Below are 25,794 nucleotides of genomic sequence, written 5' to 3'. Positions count from 1 at the left end.
CCGTCAGCCCTTCGTCACGTCGTTGAGCCGCAGGAAGCTCTCCGAGGTGAACGCGAAGCCCTGCACCTTGTCGCTGACGCCGGCGTTCTGCACCCGCTCGAACAGCGGGATCGTGACGCCCTCGTCAATGAGGTAGTCCTGCAGGTCCGCGTATGCCTGCCCGGTCTGCTTCTCATCCGTCGTCTCGAGTGCCTTCGCGAACAGGGTCTGGATCTGCTTCACGCCCGCCGCCGAGGCCGACCGCTGCGCGAGGGCCTTGGAGTTGGCGACGTCGGGGTTGAGGATGAACTGCAACGCCCCCGGGTCGGCCCGCGTGAAGTAGGTGTTGGCCAGGTCGTACGCGCCCTCGGTGGTGTAGGTGGCCTGCTGCGCGGTGGTCAGGGTGCGCAGTTCGAGGTTGATGCCGGCCTGCTTGAGCTGGGCCTGCAACAGTTCGGCGCCCGCGCTGTACTGGGTGATCGGGTATTCCAGCTTCAGCTCGGTGCCGGCCTTGGCCCGGAAACCGTTGCCTCCCACGGTCCAGCCCGCCTCGTCGAGCAGCTTCTGGGCGCCCGGTAGGTCGTAGGCGAGCTTCGCCGACTCCGGCTTGAAGTAGGGCGTGGTCGAGTTGAAGGCGCCCTGCACCACGGGGTAATCCGGGCCGAAGATCGTGGACGCGTACGTCTTGAGGTCGATCGCCTTGATCAGGGCCTGCCGCACGGCCGGGTCGGCCAGGGGCTTGCCGGGCGCGGTGTTGGCGAACAGCGTGTAGGCGACGCCCGGCAGCGCCCGCTTCTCCACCTTGTCGCCGCTCTTCGCGATGAGCGCGGTGTCCTGCGGGGTGAACGGGTTGCGCGGCCAGGCGATGTCGGTGGCGCCGCTGATCAGGTTGCCGGTGCGGACGCTGTCCTCGGCCACGTAGTTGAAGGTGACCTGGTCGAGCTTGGCCTCGCCCTTGTTCTGCACCAGTTCCGAGCCCCAGGCATAGCCGGCCCGCTTGGTGAGGACGGTCTCGACCTTCGGCGTGTAGTGGTCGAGCACGAACAGGCCCGAACCGACGACCCCCTTGCCGGCGCAGCGGTCGGCCGGCGACAGCTGGAACTCGGCCGGGTCGGTGATGGCCAGGTTGGTGGTCGAGGTGGCCTGCAGGAACGACGAGTTGGGCTTGCTCAGCTGGAACTGCACGGTCAGCGGGTCGACCGCCTTGGCGCCGGTCAGGCCCTGCACGTACGAGGCGCCGAAGGCCGCGCCGTTGGTGGCCTTGACGGTGGCGATCCAGCCGGCCGCGTTGTCGGCCACCGCTTGCGCGTCCAGCTTCTTGCCGTTGCTGAAGGTGACGCCGTCGCGCAGCTTGAACGTGTACGTCTTACCGTCCTCGCTGATCTCCCAGCTCTGCGCGAGCCAGGGCACGATCTTGCCGGTCTCCGGGTCCTGGTCGGTGAGCGAGTCGGCGAAGTTGCGGATGATCGACCGGTGCTCGATCCAGTAGACCTGGAACGGGTCGATGCACGAGAACGACGGGTTGTCGGGCCAGAACGACACCTTGAGGTTGCCGCTGCCGCCGGCGGAGGCGTCGTCGCCGCTGCCGCAGGCGGTGAGCGCCATCACGGCAGCGGCGGCCACGGCGAGGGGTGCAGTGATTTTCATGATGTCCTTAAGGGAAGAGAACGCGTCGGCCGCTCGCGAGGACGACGGCGTCCTCCTGAGGCGGGTGCACGCGGATGCAGAGGGCGTCGCGCAGATGCCGTTCGAGCGGGAGGTGCCGCGACAGCCCCGGGTTGCCGAGGGCGGCCACGGCGGTCTGGGTGGCGGCGATGACCGAGCGGGCGATGGCCACCTTCACGGCCGAGAGGTTGGGCTTCTCGCCCGCCTCGACGCGCAGCAGGGCGCCGTGCAGCAGGGTTTCGGCCTGTTCGATCTGCAGGTCGATCTCGCCGGCCACGGCCTGGATGCGTTCGGTCTCGGCGATCGGCCGGCCGAGCGAGGCCGGCACCCGGTTGCGGGCGAACTCGGCGAACGCCGTCCGGGCGGCCCGGGCGACTCCGATGTAGAGCGCGGGATGCCCGAAGCTACCAGCGCTCGCGGCCGCGGCCGGGTCGCGGTAGACACCGTCGGGCCCGCGCGGGATCTCGGCGAACGCATCGGCCGGCACGTGGACGTTCTCGTAGACGACGTCGTGGGTGTTGGAGGCGCGCAGCCCGAGGTGGTCCCACGTGTCGATCCAGGTGATGCCCTCGGCGTCGCCCGGCACGATCACATGGCCGACGCGCTCACCCTCGACGGCCCACACGACGTGATAGGCCAGACCGCGGCCACCGGTGGCATAGGCCTTGCGTCCGTTGAGAACAAAGCCTTTCCCGTACGGCGTGAGGGTGGTCTTCGGTAGCCCGCCGCGAGCCGGGGCGCCCAGTTCCGGTTCGGCCCGGATCGCGTTGGCGAGCGCGGGCCCCTCCTGGGAGCGTCGCAGCAGATCGTCGTAGGCGGCGGCCGGCCACGACGAGTGTACGGCCTGCGCGGAGTGGGTGTTCAGCAGGTTGGCCGCCAGCAGGCCGACCGACGCGTCCCCCTCGCCGATGGCGGTCAGGATGCGCGCGGCGTCGCGGGCGCCCAGACCGGGCCCGCCGTAACGCTTTCCGACGGTCGCGGTGAGCAGCCCCGCCCGGTGGGCCGCCTCGACGCCCTTGACCGGGAACTCGCCCGTACGGTCGTAGTCGGCGGCGGTCGAGGCGATCTCGGCGGTGACGAGGGCGAGGGCGCCGGGGGAGAGGTCCGGGGCGGCGAACGTGTGCGTCACGACTGGCCGGCCGTGGCGAGCTGGGCGTACTCGGGCGCGTAGTTGCCCGGGTGCTGCGCCTGGAACCCGCTGCGGCGGCCGGTTGCCCTGCGGTGGGCGATTTCCTGCCGTACGAGGGGAAGGATGTATTTGCCGTAGTCGACCGCGTCCGCGAGGGTGTCGTAGCCGCGGATCGACACCAGCGACGCGCCCTGGTCGACGTAGTCGAGGATCGCGGCCGCCACCGTCTCGGGCGACCCGACGAGCGCCGTCGAGGCCCCGGCCGCGTTCGTGACCGCCGCCGTCTTCGTCCACAGGGCCCGGTCGTAGAGCTCGGACCGCTCGGCGAAGGCCAGCGCGCGCTGCGAACCCGCGTTCTGCGGCTCCCCTTGCCGGTTGATGCCGAACTTGGTGAAGGTGGCCGCGACCTTGGCCACGTACTCGTGGGCCTTCTCCCAGGCCAGGGCGTCGGTCCGGGCGATGATGGGCCGGAAGGTGACCCAGATGCGGGGGAGCGTGGTGCGGCCCGCCGCCCGCGCGATGTCGTGCACCCGGTCGATCTCGCTGCGCAGGTCGGCCAGAGGCTCACCCCAGAAGCTGAAGATGTCGGCCTTCGCGCCCCCGACCGCGAACGCCTCGTCCGACTGCCCGCCGATCGAGATCGGGATCGGGCTCTCGTACGGGGCGAAACCCGGTCCGAAACCGTCGAACTTGTAGAACTCGCCCTCGTGGTCGAACGGCGCCGGCTCGGTCCAGGAGCGGCGCATGACGTCGATGTATTCCGAGGTGCGGGCGTACCGCCGGTTCTTCGGCAGGTAGTCGCCCTGGCGGGCCTGCTCGGCGTCGCTGCCGCCGGAGATGAGGTGCACGACCGCGCGGCCCTCGGTGAGCTGGTCGAGGGTGGCGAGCTTCTGCGCCCCGACGGTCGGCGGCGTGGTGTTGGGCCGCAGCGCGACGATCGGCCGGATCCGTTCGGTGAGCTGCCCGACCGCGCTCGCCACAACGAACGAGTCTGCGGTGCCGGAGCCGTACGGAAGGAGGGTGTAGTCGTAGCCCCCGTCCTCCAGAGCCCTCACGTAGCGCCGGAAGTAGGCCAGGTCGATGCCCCGGGCCGGGATCGGCGCGAGCTCGGTCGACGGGTTCAGGTGCGAGAGGCTGATGAACTCGACCTCGGGCGAGGCGGTGGTCGGAATGCTGTCGTCAAAGCTCATGCTCGGTCCCATCACGCGCCGATTGCCTATAACACCCATTAAACTAGTAGGGTTTAGGAAAGCATGTCCAACAACAATCCGCAATCACGCCGATCACGACCGCTTATCAGAGCCGAGCCTCCCTGGGGTCGCGCTCAACGCCGCCAGGGGTGCAGCCCCGTGTCTGCACCCCTGGACGGTCTGAGCGGGCTCTACCCCAGGAGCTGCAGGGTGGGGTTGTACGCCCGGTGGGTGGTTTTGTCGCACCAGACGGCGCTGGTTGTGGTGCCCGGGGTGGTCCACGGGCTCCAGCGGGTGTAGTCGGGCCAGTTCGGCTTGTCGCAGTCGATCCGCACCCGGAACTGGCCGGTGCCGCCGGAGCAATAGGCGGAGTAGCCATCGGTATGACCGGCGAGCTCCACATCGCAGCCGCTGGGGAACGCCGCTGCCGGTGACACCAGCATCATCGACGAGAGGATTCCGGCCGCTACCGCCGCCGTGACAAGTCGCGTTGTCTTTCTGATCATGCCTCTGGCCTTTCTGTCCGGTCAGTTTCCGTTGACTCAGGCGCCGTTGCGTGCTGCGGGCGCGACCTCATCGTTGATGACCGGCGGCCGTCATGGGTCCGGTACCGGACGGAACCGGAAAGCGGACATTTGACATAGATCCTCGACGATTTTGAGTAAACTCGTGTCGTGGCTCACGGGGATCGGGATCCGGTGGAGGAGTTTCGGGCCGGACTGCAGCACGTCTACGAGCTGGTGCGACGGCCCACCTACCGCACCCTGGAGAGACAAGCCGATCTGGCCGGGCAGAGGCTGCGGAGCTCGACGATCGGAGACCTGCTCAACGGGCCGAGCACCCCTCGCTGGGAGACGGTGGCGTCGTTCCTCGGAGCGTGCCGGCGGAACGCGCAGGCACACGGGATCCCGGTGCCGGTGGAGCAGTTGGATCTGGACCGATGGCATGCTTCGTATCGCAAGTTGGAGATCCTTCTCGCCGATCGCGGCACCCTGACCGAGCGGGCCGCCAAGCCGCGGCGGCCGACACGGCGTGGGCCGGCCCCGGTGGTGCCGGCGCAGTTGCCCGCCGACGTGGTCACCTTCACCGGCCGGTCACATCAGATCGGTGAACTGGACGAGCTGTTGAGCGCCGGCCCGGCCGGCGGCGCGGCCCACGCTCGGCCTTCGACCGTGGTGATCTCGGCGATCGACGGCACCGCGGGGGTCGGAAAGACGGCTCTCGCCGTGCACTGGGCGCATCGGGTCGTCGACCGGTTCTCCGATGGCCAGCTGTATCTGAATCTGCGGGGCTTCGATCCCGACGGCAATGCGATGAACCCGCACGAAGCCGTGGGAAATCTCCTGGACGCCTTCCATGTGGAACCGCATCGCATTCCCGCGTCGCTCGACGCCCAGGCCGCCCTGTATCGCAGCTTGCTGGCCGGCAAACGGGTGCTCATCCTTCTGGACAACGCCCGCGACAGCGACCAGGTCCGTCAACTGCTGCCGGGAACGCCCGGGTGTTTCGTCATGGTCACCAGCCGCAATCTGCTCACGGGGTTGGTCGCCGCGAACGGGGCCCACTCCGTCACACTGGACCTGCTGTCGTACGACGAGGCCCACAGGTTCGTGACGCATCGCCTGGGCGCGGATCGGACCATCGCCGAGCCGGAAGCGGTGAAGGCCATCATCACCGCGTGTGCCCGGCTTCCCCTCGCGCTGGCGCTGGCCACCGCACACGCCGCGACGCGGCCGACGCTGACTCTCGGCATGCTCGCCGAGGCTCTGGCCGATCGCCGGCACCGGCTCGAAACCCTGGCCGGTGATGCGCCGAGCACGGATATCGAGGCGGTGTTCTCGTGGTCCTACCACACGCTCACGGCATCCGGCGCCCGCCTGTTCCGGCATCTCGGGCTTCATGTCGGCCCTGACATCTCCGCCTCCGCGGCAACGAGCCTGGCCGGGGTTTCCGTCTCGTCGGTGGGTCCACTGCTGGCGGAACTCACCCTCGCCAACCTGCTCGTCGAGAATGCGCCGGGCCGATACGCATTTCATGACCTGCTCCGGGTGTACGCCGCGAAGACGGCCGCCGCCGAGGAATCCGACGAGCAGCGTCGCCGGGCCACGCGGCGCATGCTCGACCATCTGCTGCACAGTGCACACACGGCGGCGTTGCTCGTTCAGCCCACCCGGGAACGCCTCGAACTCGCGCCGTTCGAGCCGGGCGTCAGCCCCGAGAACCCCGCCGGTCAGGTGGCCGCGATGGCCTGGTTCACCAGCGAACTTCCGGTCCTTCTGGCGGCTGTCAACCAGGCCGCCACGACCGGCTTCGACGTCCATACGTGGCAGCTGGCGTGGGTGCTCACTGACTTCCTCGAACGACGAGGTCATTGGCGCGACTGGACCACAGTGGCACAGGCGGCCGTCGCCGCCGCCGACCGGCTGGGGGACCCCGCCGTACAATCTCGTTCCTACCGCCTTCTCGGATACTCATACATCCGTCAGGGCCAGTTCGACGAAGGCCTGACGCAGCTGCAGCGTGCGCTCGTCCTTTACCAGCAACTCGGGGACCTCACCGGGCAGGCTTACATCCACCTGGCCTTCACCGGCATCCGCGAGCGGGTCGGGCGCTACGCCGACGGGCTGCACCATGCGCGGCAGGCTCTTGACCTCTACCAGGAGACCGCGCATGTGGCCGGCCAGGGCAACGCCCTCAACAGCATCGGCTGGTGTCTCGCCCATCTTGGCCGCCACGAGGAGGCTCTGAGCTATTGCCGGAAGGCCCTCGGCCTGCATCAGGAGATGAACAACCGTTACGGTCAGGCCCAGACCTGGGACAGCATCGGTTTCATCCATCACGACGCCGGTCACCATCCGGAGGCCGTTGCCTGCTATCTCCGTGCGATCGAGCAGTATCGCGAGCTCGACCGTTTCGAGGAAGCCGACACGCTGGTCCGCCTGGGCGATACCTATGACGAGATGAAGAATGCGACTGCCGCCCAGGAGGCCTGGGAGGCGGCCCTGGTCATCCTCGAGGACATCGGCCACCCCAACGCTGTGCCGGCCCGGGCGAAACTGGAGACGCTGGCCCGGTAGCCCGCGCACGCCAACCGGCCGGCACTCGGAAAGACGAACGTCGAACGTTCGGGGGAGATCCGTTACGCGACCGGACCGTTAATGTCGGGCGGGTGACGGTGGAAGCGCTGCAGTCGACGGCCCGGCGGTATGTCCAGGCCAGCGCCGCCGTCGCCGCGGCCGGCGCGATCTGGTGCGTGGCCTACCTGCAGGCCGGCCTCGGTCCCGAAGCCGTCGCGTACCTGTTCGTCCCGGTCGGCGGGGCGCTCGCCACCGCCGCCGTCTTCACCCTGACCCGCCGGGGCCGCGACCTCGACCCGGTGGAGGCGCGCTTCTGGCGCGGTGTCATGTGGGCCATCGGGCTCATCACGGTCGGGTACGCCTGGCTGGCCGTGGACATGTTCGCCCACGCCGACGAGGTCCGCACCCGCAGCATGCCGCTGCCCGCGGCCGCCCTGGCCGTCATCGGGTTCCTCATCGCCATCTGGTCACTGGCCCGGGTGCCGGTGGTCTCGGCCGGTGGCACCGAGCAGTGGCGCATGATCCTCGACCGGCTCATCGCGTTCCTCGGCTGCGCGGCCGTGCTCTGGTATCTCGGCCTGGCCCCGATGCTCTCGGCCCGCGAACCGTGGAGCCGCCAGGCGATGGTGCTGGTCGGGCTCGGCCTGCTGGTCGCGGTCGGCGCCGCCACCAAGGTCTCGTACATCGCCGGCGGCCCGGTCGACCGCGTCGCGATCCGCTTCATCGCGGCCTCGGGCGGCGTCCCGGGTGCGGCGGTGGCCGTGCTGGCCGTTCAGTACGGCTATCTCGGCAGCGTCTATGCCCAGGCGGTCGTCATGCCGCTGGCCCCGGTGCTGATCGCCCTCGGTGTCGCCGCCCAGGACCGCGCCGACCGGGGCCTGCGCCGCGAACCGGTCCGCGTCGGCATGGTGCTGCCCTACCTGGCGATGGTCCTGGCCGACGTGCCGCTGATCGCGCTGGCGTTCGGGGCGCCGCTGCGCTGGCCGGTCCGGGTGGTGCTGATCCCCGCGGTGGTCGTGACCGGCCTGGCCATTGTCCGGCAATACCTGGCCTACCGCGAGAACGCCCGGCTGCTGCGGACCTCCCGCATCCAGGAGGAGCGGCTGCAGCACGAGGTCAGCCACGACGGCCTGACCGGGCTGGCCAACCGCGCGCTGTTCCGGCAGCGGCTGACCGCCGTGCTGGCGACCGGGGCCCCGGCGTCGGTGCTGCTCATCGACCTGGACGACTTCAAAGCGGTCAACGACCTGCTCGGCCACGAGGTCGGTGACCGGTTGCTGGTATCGGTGGCCGGGCTGCTGCGCGCCGAGGTGGGGGCCCAAGGCCTTCCCGTACGGGTCGGGGGCGACGAATTCGCGGTCCTGCTCACCGGCCCGGGCGCCGATCCCGAGGTGCTGGCCGAGCGGATCCTGGCCTCGCTGTCCCACCCGATCAGCGAGCACCGCCTGCTCATCCAGGCCAGCATCGGCATCGCCACGGCCGGCCCCGGCACCGGCGTCAACGCGGTGCTGCGCAACGCCGACGTCGCCATGTACACGGCCAAGCAGCAGGGCAAGGCGGGCTTCGTCCGCTATGCCGAAGGCATGGGCGAGCCCGTGCTGGCCCACATGCAACTCGGCAGCGAGCTGCGCCGGGCCCTCGACAACAACGAGTTCCGGGTCGTCTACCAGCCGATCGTGCGGCTCGGCACGGGCCGCCTGATCGGGGTCGAGGCCCTGGTCCGCTGGCACCACCCGGCGCGTGGTGTCGTCTCCCCGGCCGAGTTCATCCCGGCCGCCGAACGGACCGGCCTGATCGTGCCGCTGGGCCGTCTCGTGCTCCGCGAGACCTGCCGTCAGGCGGCCATGTGGCTGGCCGACTTCGGCCCCGACGCGCTGCGCGAGGCCGGGCTCAACGTGTCCGCGCGGCAACTGCACGACCCCGACTTCGTGGCCGACGTGGCCGACGCGCTGGCCGAGAGCGGCCTGCCCAACGAGCGCCTGGTCCTCGAGGTGACCGAGTCGGCGGTGCTGCGCGGCCAGCAGATCTCGCGGGCCCTGTTCGAACTCGACCGCATGGGCATCCGCCTGGCCCTCGACGACTTCGGCACCGGCGAGTCCTCGCTGAGCCTGCTGCGCGCCTTCCCGGCCGCGATCGTCAAGCTCGACAAGTCGTTCGTGGACGGCATCGAGATCGACGACGGCAACCCGGCCGCCGCCGACGCCCGCCAGGCGGTCGCCCGGGCCGTGATCCAGCTGGCCCGCGCACTGAGCCTGGACACCGTGGCCGAAGGCATCGAGAGCCCCGAGCAGGTGGCCGTGCTGCGCGAGCTCGGCTACGCCCTGGGTCAGGGCTATCACCTGGCCGAGCCGATGTCGGCCGACGGCATCTCCCGCCTGCTGGCCCGCCAGGCGATTACCGTACGTTCGGTAATATAGGTGGGTGGGACGCGCACCGAGCATCGACGACGACGCCCTGCTGGCGCGGCTGTCCGAGGTCTTCCGGCACCACGGCTATGAGGGCGCCTCGCTGACGGCTCTGTCGTCGGCCTCGGGGCTGCACCGGGCCAGCCTCTACCACCGGTTCCCCAGCGGGAAACCCGGCATGGCGGTGGCCGTCCTGGAGTCGGTCGAGGCGGCGTTCGGCGACATTCTCGAGCCCCTGAAGTCCGAAGCCGACCCGGCGGTGGCCGTGGCCGAGATGGCCCGCCGCCTCGGGGAGTTCTATGCGGACGGGCGGCTGTCCTGTGTTCTCGACACCATGACGTTGCTCGGCGCGCCCGACGACATCCGGGCGCGCGCCGCGGGCCTGGCGACCGGTTGGCTGGCCGCGATGGCCGCGGTGGCCCGGCGTTCCGGGGCCTCCAAGGCGGAGGCCGAGCGCCGGGCCGGGGACGCGCTCGTGCGCATCGAGGGGTCGCTCGTTCTCGCGCGGGTGCTCGACGACCCGGCCGAGTTCCGGCTCACGCTGGCCGAGCTGCCCCGGGCGCTGGTCGGGTGACGGGCGGGTTGTGCCGTGAGAGGGCCGGGGCCGACCAGTTCGTGGAGAGGTGGCGGGGGAGCAGCACGGCCTCGTCCAGGTCGAACTCCACCGACCGTGACCCGTCGTCGGCCCAGCGCACCGCGGCCGATCCGGTGAGGTGCAGCGTGGTGCCGGTTTGCCAATCGAGGAAGACCAGGCCCGCGTACGGGTTCTCGGTGAAGTTCCCGATCGTCATCAGCATGCTGTTGCCGACATAGTCGGGCCAGCGCAACCTCGTCGGCGACAGCAGCTCGACAAAGCCCGGGTTGCCGCCCCGGTGCGAGACATCGGGGTCGCCGTTCTCCGAGGCCGAAGCCACGAAGAAGGTGTCGGCCCGGGTGACGAGCCGGCCCACCTCCCCGGTCAACTCCGACACTCGGGACGTCTCGCCCGGCTCGCCGTCGCCCAGACCGGCCACCGAGCGCTTCTGGATGTACTTGGGGCAGTTCGGGAAGCTCTGGTCGATGGTCAGGCTCAGCCCGTACGGGAGGGGCCGCGCGGCGCCGTTCATCCGGAGCCGGATCCGCGTCTCCAGATCGATCGCCAGCAGCCCCAGCCGCCCCTCGCGGCGGGTCATCGGCTCGACCGGGTCGGCGGCGGCCAACCGGCCCAGCACCTCGACCGTGGTGTCGTCGGGGGCGCCGAGAAAGCCGGGCGGCCCGGTGAACAGCGAGGCCCAGAGCCGGCCGTCGTCGGCCTGGGCGCCGACCACCAGCATGTTCTGCTCGGCCAGAAACTCGTCGGCGCCGCCGGGAAGGGTCGGCTTGACCAGCCGCGAGACACCGGCCGCGCGCTCGCTGAACCCGGCCCGCGCCTGCGCCTCCAGCTCGCCCCAGTGAAAGACCGTCATGGAGACTATAATTACCGAACGTTTGGAAAAATTCCAGCACGGAGGAAACGCCGCGCAGCCGAGGCCACGCGGCGCTCCGGGAGGATCACTGGTAGGGCAGTGTCACCGTGGAGAGCGAACCCAGCGAGACCGTGCTCGGCGCCGAGCCGATCGCGCTCCAGATCTCGACCTTGACCGTGCCGTTGGCCAGGTTGCCGAGCGAACCGGTGGCGCCGATCAGGCCGGCCGCGTCGGTGTACCGCTCCCAGCCGGTGACCGGGTCGGTGGCGAAGTAGCGGTACGTCTCGACCCGGTCGAAGCTGCCGTCGCCGGTCAGGTCGTACGAGACGCGGGCCTGGGTGGCGTTGCCGACCGACGTGCCGGCGTCGACCGAGATGCCGAACGTGGTCGCCGCGCCGGAGCGGTAGGTCAGGTTCAGGCCGGTGGCGGTGAACGTCGTCGGCGAGTGCGGCTGGTTGTCGTTGACGCCGGTCGACTTGGCCACGGTCGCGGTTCCGGCCGTGCCCGCGGCCCCGGCCAGGGCGCCGTTGGCCTGCAGGTAGCGGACGGCGCCACCACCGGTCGGCGGAGTGGTGGGAGGCGTCGTGGGAGGCGTGGTGGGGGGCGTAGTCGGGGGAGTGGTGGGCGGAGTCGTCGGCGGGTTCACTCCTCCACCGGTGGCGTTGCCGCCCGACCAGTTCTGCGCGCCGCTCGCCACGGTCTTGCCGGCGGGGACGGCCAGGACCTTGCCGTCCGAGAACGTGACGGTGATCGCTGCGTTCGTGATGTTCGAGGCCACGTACGTACGGGAACCGCTCTTGGTGAACACCCGGTAGAGCGGATGGTTGGCGGTGACGCTCAGATCGTTGGTGCCCAGGGCGGCCAGGTTGCGGATCCAGTGGAACGTGTGCGCCTTGGTCTCGCCCTCCTCGGGCGTGTAACCGCTGTTGGCCCGGAACTTCGACAGGGCCGAGTCCCCGTCGCCGAGGGCCAGGTACTGCCAGGCGATGTCCTGCCACAGCGCCGGTTCGTGGCCGGCGTTGCGCACCATCTCGGCGTAGTTGCTGCGGACGTACGCGGGGTCGTTGCCCATGTAGAAGTGCCCGCCGGTGACCGGGAGCATGTTGATGCCGTGGATCTGCTCGGGGGCCGAGGCGAACCACGTGGCGTACGCGCCGCCGTCGCCCCAGACCATGCCGACCGTGCCGTGGCCGAACGCCGCCGGGAAGTTCTCGTTACGGGTGTCGAACCAGTACTCGTTGATGGCGGCCGACTGCGTGGTCCAGATGAAGATGCCGGCGTCGCGGATCGCGGTGTTGCCGGTGGCCTGCCCCCACTGGATCAGCCCGTTGGCGAAGTTCATGCCCTCCGACGAGGATTCCTGGTTGTTGCCGGCGAAGAACGCGCCGTGCCCGGCCGCCCAGTCGTGCCCGGCGTAGATGTCGAAGTCACGCAGGTACGGGAACCGGTTGTCGCCGCGGTCATAGTTGTTGGCGTCGCGGATGAGCAGGTCGACCATGCCGCCGTACTGGGAACTGGCCGCCCATGAGGGGTCGAACTTGGCCAGGGTCGCGGCGGCCGCGATGTAGTAGCCGTAGTGGAAGTGGTGGTCGTTGAGCTCGGCGTCGGAGCCGTAGGAGGCCGGGTAGCCGATCAGCGTGCCCCAGTTGCGGTCGTAGTAGAACAGCTTCTGCGTCTTGCCCGACGAGGCCGTGAACCAGTCGGTCAGCTGCGACTTGATGGCTGACAGGGCGGCGTCCCGGACGTCGGTGCGCCCGAGCTGGTCGGCGATCTCGGCGATCCGCGCCCCGATGCCGAGAGCCTTGCCCGTCCAGTAGGTGTCGTTGTTGCGTACGGGAACCGGGTTGCCCTTGACCTGATCGAGGTAGCCGTTGAGCGTGGTCAGGTCGGCGCCCGCGCTGTCGGCCACGGCCGGAACCTCGGGCAGCACGCCGTTGTAGACCGCCGACGTGGTGTAGGACGACGCGCCGACGAGCACCTTCATGGCGCCGCGGGCGGTCACGTAGGTCGGCGTGATCGGGGTGGCGCCGGTCAGGGCCCGCCACTGGTGCGGATAGAGCCCGATGACGGTTCCGCTGCCCGAGCCCTCGCGCGCGGTGGTCGTGTAGGTGTAGGTGGTAGCGACACGACTGGTGCCCTGGTTGTACGAATAGGACACCCGGGTGCCGGTGACATGGTTGTGCGCGTACTGGCCGTAGCTCTCGGCCAGCGCCGCCCGGTCGCTTCCGCTCGGCAGCACGGCGATCGAGAAGTAGCCCTTGCCGCCCAGCGTCGAGGTGATGACGCTGCCGCTGACCGTCCAGGTGGCCCCGGTCGGCGCGTAGGCGACGTAGTCCTTGCCGTTGACCGAGTAGCCGATCCGCGAGCCGCTGTTCGACCAGACCGTCGGGGTGCTCTTCGCGGTGATCTGCGCGTTGCCCCCGGTGATCTGGAAGTACGCGAACGGCAGCCCGTGGCCGATGGTCGCCTTCATGGTGCGGGTGCCGTCACTCCAGTACGGCGTGACGGTCCAGTCGGTCCAGCCGTCGACCAGCGTGCGCGGGGCGTTCAGCCCGGCCACGCCCGCGGTGAAGTCTTCCTGATAGATGTAGTGGTACTCGCCGACCCCGGTGGACGAACCGCTGATCTGGGGTGTGGTCGTGTAGGAGAAGCCGAGCCCGGCCGAGGTGGTGTCGTAGCTGGCCGGGTGCGCGTGCAGGTTCTCGCTGTAGGCGCAGTCGAACTTCTTGTAGACCAGCGACGACCACCAGTCGTTGGTTGGCACCGGGCCGGCCGGGGCGTTGGCCGTCATGAACTGGCGCGGGTTGGTGGCCAGGTCTCCGCAGCCGGTGGGCAGGCTCGCGCCGGCCGGCAGCGTCTCGGTGTAGCTGCCCGCGCCGACCGTGGCCGCGTCGGCCGTGCCGCTCAGCGCCACCGCCCCGAGCCCGGCCGCGACGGCGGCCACCACCGCGACGATTGTTCTCCGTTGCACGACCGATCCCATCAGGCCTCCTGCCGTGAGAGCGCTCTCTCGTGCCGAGAACTGTAGGGAGGCCATCGCATGTCGTCAATGTTTCCAATCTTTTAAGAACCCGTTCCGTACGACCCGGGGCAGCGCGGTCCGACCCGGCGCCCGCATACTGTTCGCCCGATCGCGCTCACGGGGGTAGGCGGATGAAGCGACGACTCAGGACACTGGCGCTCGTGTGCGCTCTCGCGGTGACCGGGTGCGGCGGCCCGGGCACGACGGCATATCCGACGCAGGCCGTGCCGAGCGGCGTCACGGTGACCACTTCGGAAGACGCCTCGGCCGCCGCCGGCCCGTTCGAGGGCACCGCGGCCGAGAAATATCCGCAGGGCGCGGCCGGCATCACGCTCCCCGCGGCGAAGGCGGTCAAGGGTTTCACCGCCAAGGAGGTGACGGCCGCGCTCAAGAAGGTGCGGGCGGCGATGATCGCGGCCCGGCTCGAGAAGGCGATGCTCGTCGAGCACCGGTCGGCCACGCTGCTCGATCTGCTGGCACCCACCAACCGGCGCGACGTCGCGACCTGGTTCTCCGACGACGGGCTCATGAACATCGCGACCTGGATCTCGCCGAAGGCCCAGCTCGACCCGGCCCACCCGCCCCGGGTGAGCGGCCGGATCACCTACGCCTCGCGGATGGTCGACGGTTTCCAGACGTTGCAGGTGACGACCAACTTCATCTGGGTGTACGCGTTCGTCCGCCCCGACAAACCCATCGCCGCCGTGCACGACGAGATCGTGTGGGAGTTCACCGACCCGGCCGACGTGCAGCCCGCCGACCGTGGCATGTGGATCGCCGAGGCCGACTCGTACAGCTCGATGATGGACTGTGCGGAATCCGACAAGGGCCTGCTCGCACCCGGCGTTCCCGAACTGGTCGAACCGACGTCCTCGACGAACATCGAGGACACGCTCAAGGCCGACCACAGCCTCGACATCGGCAACGACTGCTGACACGCAACGGCCCGGCCGGTCGTGGTGACCGGCCGGGCCGCGGGACCCGTGGAGCGCAGAATCAGACGGCGAAACCGCGGTGGCGGCGCACCAGCTTGCGGAGCATGAAGACGGTCTGGGCGATCGTCGCGATGTAGAGGATCGGCCAGCCCAGCGACAGGATCGCCGACTGCACGCCGACGCTCTGCTGGGTCCAGGCGAAGACCGCGCCGCCCATGATGGCCAGCAGCACGACCAGCGGCATGACGTAGGCCGAGCCCTTGCCCTTCTCGGCGTTGGCCTGCGCGGCCCAGTTGTCCTGGTCGGTCTTGGCCAGGAACTGCGCCCAGGCCGACACGAAGTGACCCATGCGGATCCACATGTACAGCTCGGCGGGCACCATCAACGCCGCGTACATGAGGTCGGAGGCGCTCTTGTCCTTCATGGCCAGGGCCAGGCGCAGGTTGAGCAGGATGGCCACGGCCGGCGGGATCAGCCAGATCGGGTTGAACACGAACGCGTCGATGGACAGCGCCGCCACCAGCAGCAGCAGGAAGCCCAGTCGGGAGGCGATGTTGAAGGCCATCGAGATGTTCTCGAACCAGCGCAGCCGCAGGTTCGGGTGCAGCGGCTGGCCCTTGCTGTCGCCGCGCTGGCCGGGCCAGAACAGGTCGATGGCGCCGAAGTTCCACTTGACCTGCTGGCCGTGCAGCGCCCGCAGGTTGGTCATCGGGCCCACGAACGCGCGCGCGGTGGCGCTGATCTTCGTGCTGTAGCCGGCGTCCTTGATCTGCAGCGACAGCTTGCTGTCCTCGACCTCGGAGTCGCGCACCCACGGCGCCTGCTGGTGGTGGCGCACCATCACCATCTCGAGCGCGCGCACATTGAACAGGCTGCACTGCCCGCCCAGTACGGCCATGTTGCGGCCGCGCAGCAGGTTGTCCATGTTGAACGCGGCGAACTGCGCGCGCTGCCCGGCGACCAGGAACCGCGCCATCAGGCCCTTGTAGCGGCTCTTGTCGATGCTGTAGATGGCGCTCAGGCCGCCGATGCGCGGGTCGTCGGTCATCTCCAGCTCGAGCCGCTCGACGGCGTCGCGGGCCAGCGTGGTGTCGCCGTCGACGCCCAGGATGAAGTCGTAGCCACGGGACAGGAAGTAGCCGTAGTTGAGCGCGCCGACCTTCTTGTCCGGGTTCACGCCCATGTCGTGCACGTGGATGTGAGTCGTGAACTCCTCACCCTTGATCGTGCGGGTGTGTTCGCCGGAGAACGTACGGGCAATTTCCGGGGTGTCGTCGTCGGTGTTGTTGATGATGACGTGGATGACGTCGGGGAGCCGGGTCTGGGCGAGCAGGCTCTTGAGCACGTCAGCGATCGTGTCCTGCTCGTTGTAGCAGGGGATGATGCAGCTGATCGTGGCGTGGCGGGGAGCGTTGGCGGCCCGGGCGGCGATCTCGCCCGACACCGTCTCGATGGTTTCCAGGTCGGTCAGCTGCGGGGTGGCCGGCGGCAGGGCCAGCTGACCGGCCTTCGCGCTGCGCGGCAACAGGATCTGGCGATCGGAGGCCCGGCGGAATCCGGGCACGGTGTCGGTCACTGGTCAGCACCATTCGTGAGCAGCGGCAGAGTCAGGGTGTCGAGGGCCGTGGAACGGTAGTAAGAGTTCGACTTGGGTGCGGTCTCCACGAGGAGATCCAGCCGGATGGTCAGCGTGAGCGACTTTGCTCCCGCCGTCGCCGCCGGCAACGTCACGACCGTGTTGTAGGGGTACGGCGGGGTGACGTCGAACTTGCCGCTGTCGGTGGTGACCTCGGCCCGATTCGTGCCGTCGTCCTGGGTCACCTGGAAGGTGGTGAGCCGGATGCGGTGGGTGCTGTCGGCGTCCTCGATGTGGGCGGCGACGTTGATGGTCTTGAGCGACTCCGCGGTGTAGAGCTTCGCGTTGTCGGACGTCCAGTAGGTGAGCTGCACCGAGAAGGTGCCCTGCTTGAGGCTGTGCGTGACGGTTCCCGTGTCCAGCGGGCCGCTCGCGCGGGTGGGTAGCTTGACCGCCTGCGCGGAGGCCGAGGCGGACGGCGAGGGCGAGGTGGAGGCGCTCTCGCTGTCCGACGACGTGCCGGGGAGCAGGGGCTTGCTGCTGCTGGTCACCTCCTTGAGGCTGGCGCAGCCGGTCAGGCTGCCGGCGAGCACGGCCGCAGCCATGCCGAGGGCAGCACTTCGGGGGAGAAAGCTTCGTGTCATTCGACCTGTCCCGCGGGGTTCGATTCGGGTCTGGGGACGTTGCAGATCGGCTCCCGAAGCCCGTTGTTGAGCAGTCCCGCTGTGATCGCGGTCACTCCGCCGCGTAGAGACCCGTCAACTCGGCGCCGATGCGGGCCAACTCCGCCCGTACGGAGGAAGGTTCGAGCACTTCGGCGGTGGCGCCCCAGCCGGACAGCGTGCGGGCGATGTCTGTCGGGGTGGGCGCCCCGACCCGGACACGCACCCGGCCGTCGTCCCGCTCGTCACCCGGGTGGCAGTGGCGGCCGAAGTGGTCGCGCAGCACCCACAGGAACCGCGCCGGGATCAGCAGCGTGGCCCACGTGCGGGACCGCCGCTCCTCCATCTCGCCGACCACCTCACCCCAGGCCGCGTCGAGCGTGAAGTCCTCCGGCCGTACGAACGTCTCCGCCGTCACCTCGAGCCCGCCCAGCCGGTCGAGCCGGAACGTGCGCCGCCCGCGCGCCGTGCCCGCGATCAGATACCAGGTGCCGTCCTTGTCGACCACGCCCCACGGATCGGCCGTGCGCCGCGAGCCCTTGTAGTCGAACCGCACCCGGTGCCGCCCGACCACCGCCTCCTGCAGCCGGCGCACCTCCTCGGGCCGGCCGCGTTCCTCCTCACCCCAGCGCGCCGGGTCGATGAGCGTGGCGCCGGCCGCCGCCCGGGCCTCGGTCCGGTACGTCTCCGGCAGCGCCCGCATCAGCTTGCGCAGCGCCGCCTTCACCTCGTCCGACGACTCCGCGGCCGGCCCCGCCAGCAGGAACAGTGCCTGTGCCTCACGCGCCGACAGCCCGCTCAGGTCGGTGCGGGCCCCACCCACCAGCTGCCAGCCGCCGTTGCGGCCCGGCTGCGGATAGACCGGGACGCCGGCCGTGGACAACGCCTCCAGGTCGCGGCGGGCGGTGGCCACCGAGATCTCCAGTTCCCTGGCCAGCTCGGCGGCGGTCACCCGGCCGCGCGTCTGCATCAGCAGGAGGGTCGCCACCAGGCGGTCGGCTCGCATGCCCGGAATTCTGCCCGGAAAAGTGCTCAGAAGGTGAGCACTTCAGTTCCGAGAATGAGGTCATGACTGCTCTTCGTGGATTCACCACCGTCACGTTCTTCGCCGACGACCTCGACGCCGCCCGCGCCTGGTACAACCAGGTCTTCGAGCTCGACCCCTACTTCGTGCGCGAAGGCGCCTACCTCGAATGGCGCGTCGGCGACTACCAGCACGAGTTCGGCCTGCTCAACACGAAGTTCGCACCCCACACCGGTTCCGGTGGGGCCGTCGTCTACTGGGCGGTCGACGACGTCGAGGCTGCCTACCAGCGCCTGCTCGACCTCGGCGCCACCTCGCACGACAAGCCGACCTCACGCGGGCCCGGATTCGTCACCGCGTCGGTCCGCGACCCGTTCGGCAACATCCTCGGCGTGATGTTCAACCAGCACTACCTCGACGTGCTCAACAAATGATCATTTCGTACGCGCGGTCGCCTCGTCCAACCGCATCGGGGCCGAACCCGGCGTGTGCCGCGATGTGCGGAAGGCTCACGGCCGTAGCGCGGCCGCCGGGACGTTACCCGGTGGCCGGGCCGGCCTCCTTACCCCGCACACTGCGGTGACGCATAGCGCCCGCGCTGCACGGCCGTCGACAATTCCTTGCCGCCGAGGCTGATCGAGCAGGTCACCGGCCCGGTGCCGCCCTTCTTGCGCTGCGCCACGATCACGAGCGGCGGCTTGTCCCCGACGATGCGGAAAGTGTGCCGCCAGGGCAGCGCGACCTCGCCCTTCCGGATGATGTCGCGGTCCTGGTCGGTGTACTGGACGCTGGCGACGTCACCCTTGTTGGTCGAGGAGACCACGTAGACCACCAGGTCGGGACTCACCGTGGCCACGATCGGTTGTGCCCCGCCCTCGCTGCCCGTGCCGGTGCTCGCGCTCGCCTTGGGCTTGGCGGTGCTGCGCTGTTCCGGCGAGGCCGTGGTGGTCGTGCCTGGCTTGGGCCCGGCTCGGTCGGGCGTCTTGTCGTTGTCGAACGGGTTGAAGAGGGCGCCGCCGAGGCAGGCCAGCACGGCAACCGCAGCGGCGGCGACCAGCCACCCGCGCCGTCCGCGTTCCCGCCGCGCCGGCGCTTCGCCTTCGTTGAACGCGGGCGCGAACGGGTCCACCGTCGTACGCTCGTCGAAGCTCACATGCTCCATGGGCGAGGTCGGCGCCGTCTCCATCCAGGGATCCGCTGGCGCCGCCGCCCGGCGGTCATCGTTGCCGCCGTCTTGATCGATATTCTTCACAGTCTCCACGGTAGAGGCCGCCACCAAACAGCGGCTTGATCTCGCCGCGGTCTGTCGGCTCTCAGGAATCCTCCATGTAGGCGACCATGGTCGACCGCAGGAGTTCGACCGCGGTCTCGATGAGGTCGAGCTCGGCCGGCGAATAGTCGGCGAGGACGGCGCCGAGCTGGTCGCCGAGCGGCTCGTAGAACGTGGCCGCCGCCGCATGGATGGCCGGTGTCGAGTGCAGGGTGACGATGCGACGGTCGGTGTGTTCGCGGGTCCGCACGATGTGGCCGGCCTGTTCGAGCCGGTTCAGCAGGATCGAGGTCGCGCCGGTGGTCAGCGACACCCGCTCGGCGAGCCGGGCCGGGGTGAGCGGCCGTCCGTGCTGCTCGGCGTTGATGATCTCGACGACGGCCGCCGCGTCCGTGGCGTGCATCCGGCGGCTCCGCGCGAACGCCCGTCCCAGTTCGCTCTGGACCGAGCCGAGGTCGCGGAGGCCCTGGAAGACCCGTCGCCGCTGCTCGTCCGCCGCCTCGTCGTCGGTCACGGTTGCAACTTATCACGTCCCAAAGTAACTTTGCGGCAAAGCTATCTAGGGAGTGGGCCATGGCGACGGTGACCTCGCGTGACGGCACCAGCATCGGCTACCTGAGCCGGGGAAGCGGTCCCGGCGTCGTCCTCGTCCAGGGCGCGATGGGCACGGCGTACAACTTCACCGACCTGGCCGACGCGCTTTCGGCCGACTTCACTGTCTTCACCCCCGACCGCCGGGGCCGAGGCATGAGTCCGAAGCCCTACGACGACACGCACGACATCACCCGCGACGTCGAAGACCTCGACGCACTCCTGGCCGAGACGGGCGCCGGTTTCGTCTTCGGCCTCAGCTCGGGCGCGATGATCACCCTGGAGGCCGCCCGGACACTGCCCCGGATCACCCGGGCCGCCGTGTACGAGCCACCGTTCTACCCCGACGGCATCTCCCACGAGGGCATCCGCCGCCTCAACGCCGACCTCGAACAGGGCCGCCTGGCCGCCGCGCTCGCCGAATCACTGCGCACCGCCCGTACGGCCCCCGCCCCGCTCGAGGCCCTCCCCGCTCCCGCCGCGCGCCTGCTGGCCGCCGCCGCGCTCGCCGCCGACGCCCGCCGACCAGGTCCGGCGCCCAAGCTGCGCGACATGCTCCCCGGCATCCGCTACGACTTCAACGCCGTCGGCGGACTGGACGGAAAGATGGCCACATTCGCGTCCCTCACCAAGCCGGTCCTGCTGCTCAGCGGCACGAAGAGTCCCGCCTTCCTGCGCCGGAGCATCCGCGACCTGGCCCGCGTCCTCCCACGGTCCACCCACATCGAGTTCGAGGGCCTCGACCATTCCGGCTCCTGGAACACGGCCCGAGGCGGTCGCCCCGACCTGGTAGCGGCGGCCCTGCGTGACTTCTTCTCCTGACAGCGCAGGCGCGACCGGCAGGCACGGCAGTTCGCCGCCGGACGACTACGTCTGCGCGACCGATCTCGCCAGGCAGCACGTCCAGAAATACCTACGGGCGCCGATCATCGCCGAGAACGCCCGTCGCCTTCGCGCCGCCGAGCTGGCACACACCGGCCGCCGAGTCGTGGACGGCGGAATGACTTCAGCTACCCACTGGGAGCTGCACGACTGGCTGACCGGCGAGCTCGTCGCCCACGGAGACAACCCGGCTGGTCTCCGGGCCGCCCTCGCCGGCGTCTGCCACGCCGACAGCATGTACGACGAGATCCCCGAACCGGACACCGCGGATACAGGACTTCCGCCTTCGCTGAGCCGCGCCCTGGAGGAGTGGGTCTGTGACCCCGCGACGCCGGACGAAGACATCGCTCAGATCGCCGGCTGGCCGGTAGCGAAGGTCCGCGACCACCGTTAGCCGCTTCTTGCTCCGACTCAGGCAATCGTTCTCACGTATGGCGGTGAGCCGCCGGCACGGCATTCATCAGCGCTCAGCACGGTCCACGGCATCGTCGATTCCGTATGCACCGACCCTCATCAGGGCGTCGATGACGTCCAGATACGCGGAGCGCCGGAGGGGAGTCTGCGCCTGGGTCAGTCCGCGCACAGCCAGATTGCAGACGTGGCGTGCGTCGGCCGCCGCGCCGGTCCGGATGTCTCCGGTGGCTGCTCCGAAGACCTCGATGAATCGCCGGACGCAACGGAGGGCCAGCGCATCCACCCGATCCGGTGCGTGTTCGAGTGTCAGGAAGATCTGCGGTGTTGCGGTCTCGAATGCCGCGGAATCGATCAGCTCGTTGAGGACCCCCTGGTAACCGGAGAGATATTTTCCCCGCAGATGGGCGACCACGGCAGCGGCGGCTTCGCGGACACCGGCGTCGCTGTCGCCGAAGAGGCGGATCAGCGTCTCGGCCACCAACGCCGGGTCATTGTTCGAGGTGAGCCTGGCGGCTGCTGCCTGGGCCACTCCTTTGCGACTCGGAGCATCGGTGCCCTCCATTATCCGATCGAAGGGGCCGCGCTCGCCCCACGCGACGGCGGCCACCAACGCCAGGTCCCCGCCGCGAAGACGTACGGCCCTGTCGTCTGAATCGACCATCCGCTGGATGACCGGCAAGACAACGTTCTGGCTACCACCGTTGCCGATGTACATCATCAGGCGGCACACGTACCTGCCGGCCAGCAATTCATCGCTGGTCTCGACAAGTTTCGTAAAGGCAGCGACCGCGTGGGGGCGGGCAAAACGAAGAGCAGCCGCCAGCGTGTGCGCAGCCTGAGCGCGTACTGCTACAACGTGGTCCGTCGCCAGGGTCTCCAAGGCAGGGACGACCGCAGCCGTTCGCGTTCCGTCCACGTCGTAGATGAGCAGATCGCCGAGTGTCTCGGCGAGAGCTCCGCGCGCACAGTTCATGCCGGCAAAGCGGAGCCGATCCCCAGGCTCGCGTCCGGTGGATGTGTCGAACACGTCCGAAGCTGGGTCCGGAGCCTCCAGAGCTCGATCTCGCACGAGCTCGACCAGATCAATCGGCGCGGACTTCAGGTACTGCCGTAAGGGATGCCCGATCCAGCGATCCGTCTCTGGTATGCCGAGGGTCGCTACGTATCGCACGGCGCTGAAGACGCTGGCTTCGTCATCGGGCGAGACCGGTGCGGCTTCGCCGAGACCGATCAGGATCGCCGAAGCGTAGGACGCGTTCGTCTCGGTGGTCAGCTTTACCGCCAGCCGTGCGAATCGAGTGGGGTTCTCCCTCGTCTGCCGTTGCAGGACATGGGACAGTTCCCGCGCCCCACCCCTGGAGGTGGCCCAGTTCGCGCGGTCCTGGTCGTGCCTGGCCATCGCTTGGAGCCAGTTCCTGTCGGTCATGTGCGAGGCGGCCACGTCCCCGACAGGAGACTCGATCAATACTGCTGTGACGCCTTCCGGCTCAGGCGCAAGCTCAGATCGGAACTTGCGCTGGTATTCGCCGAGCCGACGCCGACCGCGTTCCGTCAATCGACCAGGGTCGAGCGCGGAGAGCAAGGTGAAGGCGTAATAACCGGCAGCTCGCTGCTCCCACTCGAACCGAAGATCCCGGACCGCATTTTCGAGAGCCTGATGCGTGGTTTCGTCGATGTGGGGACCGATCGTCTGGATGAGTTCGCGGGCCACCCATACCGAGTTGGAATCGGTGCCGCAGAACAAGCGGTCCGTACTTTCGAGCAACAACTCGGCGGCCCAGTCGGCCAACGGGGCTTCAGCTGCGATCAAGCCGAGGTAGAGCAACGTCTGCGCTCCGCTCAGCTTGACGGCGGCCAGCCCTTCCAACACGGGCTTCGTGGCAGCGGGATCGGATCGGACGACAGCCTGCACCGCCAGCCGCATCGCGGCCAGGAACGCGTTTTCCGCCTCGCTCGTCTCGGACATCCGATCGTAGTGGTGCGAGAAGTGTTGATCGCTTGGGAAACCAGGGGGTGGTTCGTTGCCGGCTGTCATGACCATGACATCGGTCATGTAAGGCAAGAAGATGGCGACGAACTTGGCCGGATCCGACGAGGCTGACTTCCGGACCGACTCGGCTAGTGAGTAGTCGTTCTGCGTCAGGGCCTCGACTCGCCCCTCGCCGTCGATCGCGAGTGCCCCAGGACGATCGATGAAGTAGGCCCCAAGCAGATCGATGGCCCAGCCCGGCTCATGCTCGGCAAGGCTGTCGGCAGCAAGCCAGAGCGTCCGCTCATCGCCGTTGGCGCCACCAACCCGGACGGCGTCAACGAGGAGATCGAAGAGCTCCCGGCTCAGGTGGAGTTCGGCGGCACGCATGCTCCTGAGAAGCCAGTTGTGGTACTCAGATCGGTCCTTGAAAGAAGCAAGGACTGCCGCCACCCGTGCCGGGTAAACGCGCGCCGCCGAGCCGAGAATACTGATGGCCCGGTTCCGTTCGTCAGCCGTGCCATGGCCCAGCCATGCCTGAATTTGCGCGTCGCCGTCGAGCCGGTCGAACCAGTTCGTAGATAACAGCATCCTCCACACTCGGTCGCCGAGATCCGCGTCGATGGTGGCGGCGTCAAGAACGATCTGCAGCTCCGCCGATGTCGGCTCGGCCACGCCTGCGAGCACCGCCAGGATCGTTTCCTTGATGTGGAAGCGCACATCGGGACTGGCGAGGGTCGTCTCGAGTTCGGCCAGATAGCGTTCGGAGTCACGTTCGCGGAGATGGTGCAGAATCTGGCGAACCTGTGCCCGCCGGAAGAGCTCCTGTTCTCCGGAAGTCAGGAAGTCCGCAAGCGCCTGGGGGCGCGTCGCCCACTGACGAGCGAACGCGTAGTCGAAGAACGCCTCGTGGAAGAACGCGACCTGGTTCCCGTCGCGAACGAGCACGTGCTCCGACACCAGAGCATCCGCATCGGCGGCGAGTTCGTCGGAATCGAGGACGGAGTCCGAGACCGAAAGCCGCCGGCGATCGCTGATGGCGCGGGCCACCGTCGTGATGACCTCGTTGAAGCGGACGCCCGGCTTGCGCTCAGCGACCGCGTGACGCTTCCGGCTCCAGTACGCGTCGAACAGGTGCGCAGTGCTCTGGAAGTTCAGCGCATCCGGTTCATCGGCGACGCCGGCCAACAGGATCAGGTGCAGAGGCAGCCGCAGGAGTCGTACCTGATGAGGTTGAAGCTTCGACTGGTCGAGTCCCATCGCTTCCACAGCTGCGCTCACCGTTTCGACGGAAAGATCAGGAACCGTGAGCGATTCGGCCTTCAGGTCGTTCTGAAGCGTCCGGATTCGGTAGTCGTTGTCGACGTCGAACTGCCGGCAAGCCAGCACAACCAGCATCGACGGGAAAGCGGCGGCTTCGCGGACCAGATCCTCGACGGCGCCGAAGCTGGTCGGCATCCGGCCGGAGGCGAGACTGACGGCATCGAGTTGGTCGATCACGAGGACGCAGGGCTTGCCGCCTGCCGCGGCTGCGAGTGCGGAAACGGGTGACACATCCAAGCCCAGTTTTCGGCCGATGTCGTCGGTTGCAGCGAAGTTCTCCAGCCGGTCGAGTCGGAAGCCGAGAACGGGAACGTCTGCGGCTAGCAGTTCCGCGACGGCCTGGGAGAGGACTGCGGTCTTGCCGCCTCCTGCTGTCCCCACCAGGAAGACGACGGACGACGAGCTATCCCTGGCTTTGATGGCCAGATCAGACGCCTCGGCACGCTTGATCGTCGGCTTCAGCAGCTCGCGACCGACCGATGCGCACCAGTTCGCCGTGATCTGATCGACCCTCGTTTGCAGACTCTGACGTCGGCTGCCATCGGCGAGTTTGAGCCGGTAAGTCGAGAGCCTTGACTCGATCGTGGTCGATGTCAGCTCGACGCCAAGATGGTTCACGACGATGTCGCCGAGCCCGGTCGCTGCCAGCTCGCCACCGTCCCCATCGAGGAGCACGCCGCACATCGAGGCGTTCATGCTGACCACGGCTCGTTCGTCCTGACAGCGGAACCACATCTGCCGCAGCATCGCCCACGAGGTGGCGGGTGAGCCGTAGATGTCTGCCGTTGACAGCGCGTCGTGGAGCTCGCGCAGCTTCTCGTTCAGCCAGTTCTTGAGGAAGTCGTCCAGGTTGGCGGAGCGTCGAGCCCGGTCGGCGAGTTCGGTCAGGTTGACGGCCGGCACGGTCGAGACGAAATGGAACTCGCGACCGGCATCGATGTGCTTCTTGGCGTTGGTCCAGATGTCCTCGCCGGCGAGAGCTTTGACAGTCCAGCTGTTCGCGCTGCTGTTCTGGCGCTTCAGCTGGTGCGCCTCGACGACGCCGTCATTGTCCCGGGTATAGAGGAACTCGGCGCCGTCGTCGAGCTCGCCTGCCTTCTCGACGACGATCGACCGGCCCGTGCCGGCAAGGATGTGCAGCAGGTGCGAGACGGTCCACGCACCTTCGTAGCGACTGCCGAACTTGTCGGCCTCGCCTCCCGGCCGTGGACTCATCGGCGTCCTTTCCTGGGTCCG

General features: G+C 68.8%; 19 protein-coding genes. 7 read left to right on the top strand and 12 right to left on the bottom strand.

Annotation, left to right across the window (positions count from 1 at the left end):
• Positions 1-3 precede the first annotated feature (3 nt).
• The 4 genes from JIG36_RS01785 to JIG36_RS01770 form a co-directional block, all read right to left on the bottom strand.
• Positions 4-1,626, bottom strand: coding sequence for an ABC transporter substrate-binding protein (locus JIG36_RS01785; RefSeq protein ID WP_203374190.1), 1,623 nt, complete (start codon positions 1,624-1,626; stop codon positions 4-6).
• Between the two features lie 7 nt (positions 1,627-1,633).
• Complete coding sequence (locus JIG36_RS51475) at positions 1,634-2,773, bottom strand: acyl-CoA dehydrogenase family protein (RefSeq protein WP_203374189.1); 1,140 nt, start codon at positions 2,771-2,773, stop codon at positions 1,634-1,636.
• Entirely contained in the window at positions 2,770-3,963 is a 1,194-nt protein-coding gene (locus JIG36_RS01775; protein WP_203374188.1) for an LLM class flavin-dependent oxidoreductase, read from the bottom strand. Before JIG36_RS01775 ends, JIG36_RS51475 begins: the two co-directional genes overlap by 4 nt.
• 191 nt (positions 3,964-4,154) lie before the next feature.
• Positions 4,155-4,469: a hypothetical protein gene (locus tag JIG36_RS01770; RefSeq protein WP_203374187.1), complete on the bottom strand. Its 315-nt coding sequence runs from the start codon at positions 4,467-4,469 to the stop codon at positions 4,155-4,157.
• Between the two features lie 411 nt (positions 4,470-4,880).
• Between JIG36_RS01770 and JIG36_RS01765 the strand changes: the two genes are divergently transcribed.
• From JIG36_RS01765 to JIG36_RS01755, 3 genes are all read left to right on the top strand, one after another.
• Positions 4,881-7,040, top strand: a complete 2,160-nt coding sequence (locus JIG36_RS01765; protein WP_203374186.1) for a tetratricopeptide repeat protein — start codon at positions 4,881-4,883, stop codon at positions 7,038-7,040.
• A gap of 92 nt (positions 7,041-7,132) precedes the next feature.
• Positions 7,133-9,457 carry a putative bifunctional diguanylate cyclase/phosphodiesterase gene (locus JIG36_RS01760; protein WP_307872522.1) on the top strand — a complete coding sequence of 775 codons (2,325 nt, stop codon included), beginning with the start codon at positions 7,133-7,135 and terminating at the stop codon, positions 9,455-9,457.
• Between the two features lie 4 nt (positions 9,458-9,461).
• A complete protein-coding gene (locus tag JIG36_RS01755) occupies positions 9,462-10,019 on the top strand; it encodes a TetR/AcrR family transcriptional regulator (RefSeq protein WP_203374185.1) in 558 nt (185 codons plus the stop codon).
• Here the strand turns inward: JIG36_RS01755 and JIG36_RS01750 are convergent.
• Positions 9,982-10,890: a pyridoxamine 5'-phosphate oxidase family protein gene (locus tag JIG36_RS01750; protein WP_203374184.1), complete on the bottom strand. Its 909-nt coding sequence runs from the start codon at positions 10,888-10,890 to the stop codon at positions 9,982-9,984. The genes JIG36_RS01755 and JIG36_RS01750 overlap by 38 nt on opposite strands.
• Before the next feature lie 85 nt (positions 10,891-10,975).
• A complete protein-coding gene (locus JIG36_RS01745; protein WP_307872521.1) occupies positions 10,976-13,861 on the bottom strand; it encodes a glycosyl hydrolase in 2,886 nt (961 codons plus the stop codon).
• Between the two features lie 182 nt (positions 13,862-14,043).
• Here JIG36_RS01745 and JIG36_RS01740 point away from each other — a divergent pair, with 182 nt between their 5' ends.
• Entirely contained in the window at positions 14,044-14,847 is an 804-nt protein-coding gene (locus JIG36_RS01740; protein WP_203374182.1) for a hypothetical protein, read from the top strand.
• A gap of 61 nt (positions 14,848-14,908) precedes the next feature.
• On the opposite strand, the gene JIG36_RS01735 is transcribed toward JIG36_RS01740, so the two are convergent.
• The 3 genes from JIG36_RS01735 to JIG36_RS01725 form a co-directional block, all read right to left on the bottom strand.
• Positions 14,909-16,423, bottom strand: a complete 1,515-nt coding sequence (locus JIG36_RS01735) for a glycosyltransferase family 2 protein (protein WP_203374181.1) — start codon at positions 16,421-16,423, stop codon at positions 14,909-14,911.
• Positions 16,420-17,028 carry a hypothetical protein gene (locus JIG36_RS01730; protein ID WP_203374180.1) on the bottom strand — a complete coding sequence of 203 codons (609 nt, stop codon included), beginning with the start codon at positions 17,026-17,028 and terminating at the stop codon, positions 16,420-16,422. The genes JIG36_RS01735 and JIG36_RS01730 overlap by 4 nt, the downstream gene beginning before the upstream one ends.
• A 130-nt stretch (positions 17,029-17,158) precedes the next feature.
• Positions 17,159-18,091 carry a helix-turn-helix transcriptional regulator gene (locus JIG36_RS01725; RefSeq protein ID WP_203374179.1) on the bottom strand — a complete coding sequence of 311 codons (933 nt, stop codon included), beginning with the start codon at positions 18,089-18,091 and terminating at the stop codon, positions 17,159-17,161.
• Positions 18,092-18,153: 62 nt separating this feature from the next.
• On the opposite strand from JIG36_RS01725, the gene JIG36_RS01720 reads away from it, so the two are divergent.
• Positions 18,154-18,543, top strand: a complete 390-nt coding sequence (locus JIG36_RS01720; RefSeq protein ID WP_203374178.1) for a VOC family protein — start codon at positions 18,154-18,156, stop codon at positions 18,541-18,543.
• Positions 18,544-18,671: 128 nt separating this feature from the next.
• Here JIG36_RS01720 and JIG36_RS01715 read toward each other — a convergent pair whose 3' ends face one another.
• Both JIG36_RS01715 and JIG36_RS01710 read right to left on the bottom strand, forming a co-directional pair.
• Positions 18,672-19,295 carry a hypothetical protein gene (locus JIG36_RS01715; RefSeq protein ID WP_203374177.1) on the bottom strand — a complete coding sequence of 208 codons (624 nt, stop codon included), beginning with the start codon at positions 19,293-19,295 and terminating at the stop codon, positions 18,672-18,674.
• Between the two features lie 127 nt (positions 19,296-19,422).
• Positions 19,423-19,893, bottom strand: coding sequence for a MarR family winged helix-turn-helix transcriptional regulator (locus tag JIG36_RS01710; protein ID WP_307872520.1), 471 nt, complete (start codon positions 19,891-19,893; stop codon positions 19,423-19,425).
• A 59-nt stretch (positions 19,894-19,952) separates the two neighbouring features.
• On the opposite strand from JIG36_RS01710, the gene JIG36_RS01705 reads away from it, so the two are divergent.
• Together JIG36_RS01705 and JIG36_RS51465 are read left to right on the top strand one after the other, a co-directional pair.
• Positions 19,953-20,792 carry an alpha/beta fold hydrolase gene (locus tag JIG36_RS01705; protein WP_203374176.1) on the top strand — a complete coding sequence of 280 codons (840 nt, stop codon included), beginning with the start codon at positions 19,953-19,955 and terminating at the stop codon, positions 20,790-20,792.
• Between the two features lie 178 nt (positions 20,793-20,970).
• Positions 20,971-21,246: a hypothetical protein gene (locus JIG36_RS51465; protein WP_236045480.1), complete on the top strand. Its 276-nt coding sequence runs from the start codon at positions 20,971-20,973 to the stop codon at positions 21,244-21,246.
• Between the two features lie 66 nt (positions 21,247-21,312).
• On the opposite strand, the gene JIG36_RS01695 is transcribed toward JIG36_RS51465, so the two are convergent.
• Positions 21,313-25,773, bottom strand: coding sequence for an NACHT domain-containing protein (locus JIG36_RS01695; RefSeq protein WP_203374174.1), 4,461 nt, complete (start codon positions 25,771-25,773; stop codon positions 21,313-21,315).
• Positions 25,774-25,794 lie beyond the last annotated feature (21 nt).

Origin of the sequence: Paractinoplanes ovalisporus (genome assembly GCF_016834655.1) — a bacterium.
Classification (GTDB): Bacteria; Actinomycetota; Actinomycetes; order Mycobacteriales; family Micromonosporaceae; genus Actinoplanes; species Actinoplanes ovalisporus.
The sequence above is the reverse complement of the archived record's forward strand: the minus strand, read 5'-3'. Positions and strand labels throughout refer to the sequence as shown.

Bases quoted from the DNA above. Each gene is read 5' to 3' on its own strand.
- JIG36_RS01740 (WP_203374182.1), top strand. From the start codon at position 14,044: ATGAAGCGACGACTCAGGACACTGGCGCTCGTGTGCGCTCTCGCGGTG.
- JIG36_RS01770 (WP_203374187.1), bottom strand. From the start codon at position 4,469: ATGATCAGAAAGACAACGCGACTTGTCACGGCGGCGGTAGCGGCCGGA.
- JIG36_RS01705 (WP_203374176.1), top strand. From the start codon at position 19,953: ATGGCGACGGTGACCTCGCGTGACGGCACCAGCATCGGCTACCTGAGC.
- JIG36_RS01730 (WP_203374180.1), bottom strand. From the start codon at position 17,028: ATGGCTGCGGCCGTGCTCGCCGGCAGCCTGACCGGCTGCGCCAGCCTC.
- JIG36_RS01695 (WP_203374174.1), bottom strand. From the start codon at position 25,773: ATGAGTCCACGGCCGGGAGGCGAGGCCGACAAGTTCGGCAGTCGCTAC.
- JIG36_RS01715 (WP_203374177.1), bottom strand. From the start codon at position 19,295: ATGGAGACGGCGCCGACCTCGCCCATGGAGCATGTGAGCTTCGACGAG.
- JIG36_RS01775 (WP_203374188.1), bottom strand. From the start codon at position 3,963: ATGAGCTTTGACGACAGCATTCCGACCACCGCCTCGCCCGAGGTCGAG.
- JIG36_RS01750 (WP_203374184.1), bottom strand. From the start codon at position 10,890: ATGACGGTCTTTCACTGGGGCGAGCTGGAGGCGCAGGCGCGGGCCGGG.
- JIG36_RS51465 (WP_236045480.1), top strand. From the start codon at position 20,971: ATGACTTCAGCTACCCACTGGGAGCTGCACGACTGGCTGACCGGCGAG.
- JIG36_RS01720 (WP_203374178.1), top strand. From the start codon at position 18,154: ATGACTGCTCTTCGTGGATTCACCACCGTCACGTTCTTCGCCGACGAC.
- JIG36_RS01725 (WP_203374179.1), bottom strand. From the start codon at position 18,091: ATGCGAGCCGACCGCCTGGTGGCGACCCTCCTGCTGATGCAGACGCGC.
- JIG36_RS01785 (WP_203374190.1), bottom strand. From the start codon at position 1,626: ATGAAAATCACTGCACCCCTCGCCGTGGCCGCCGCTGCCGTGATGGCG.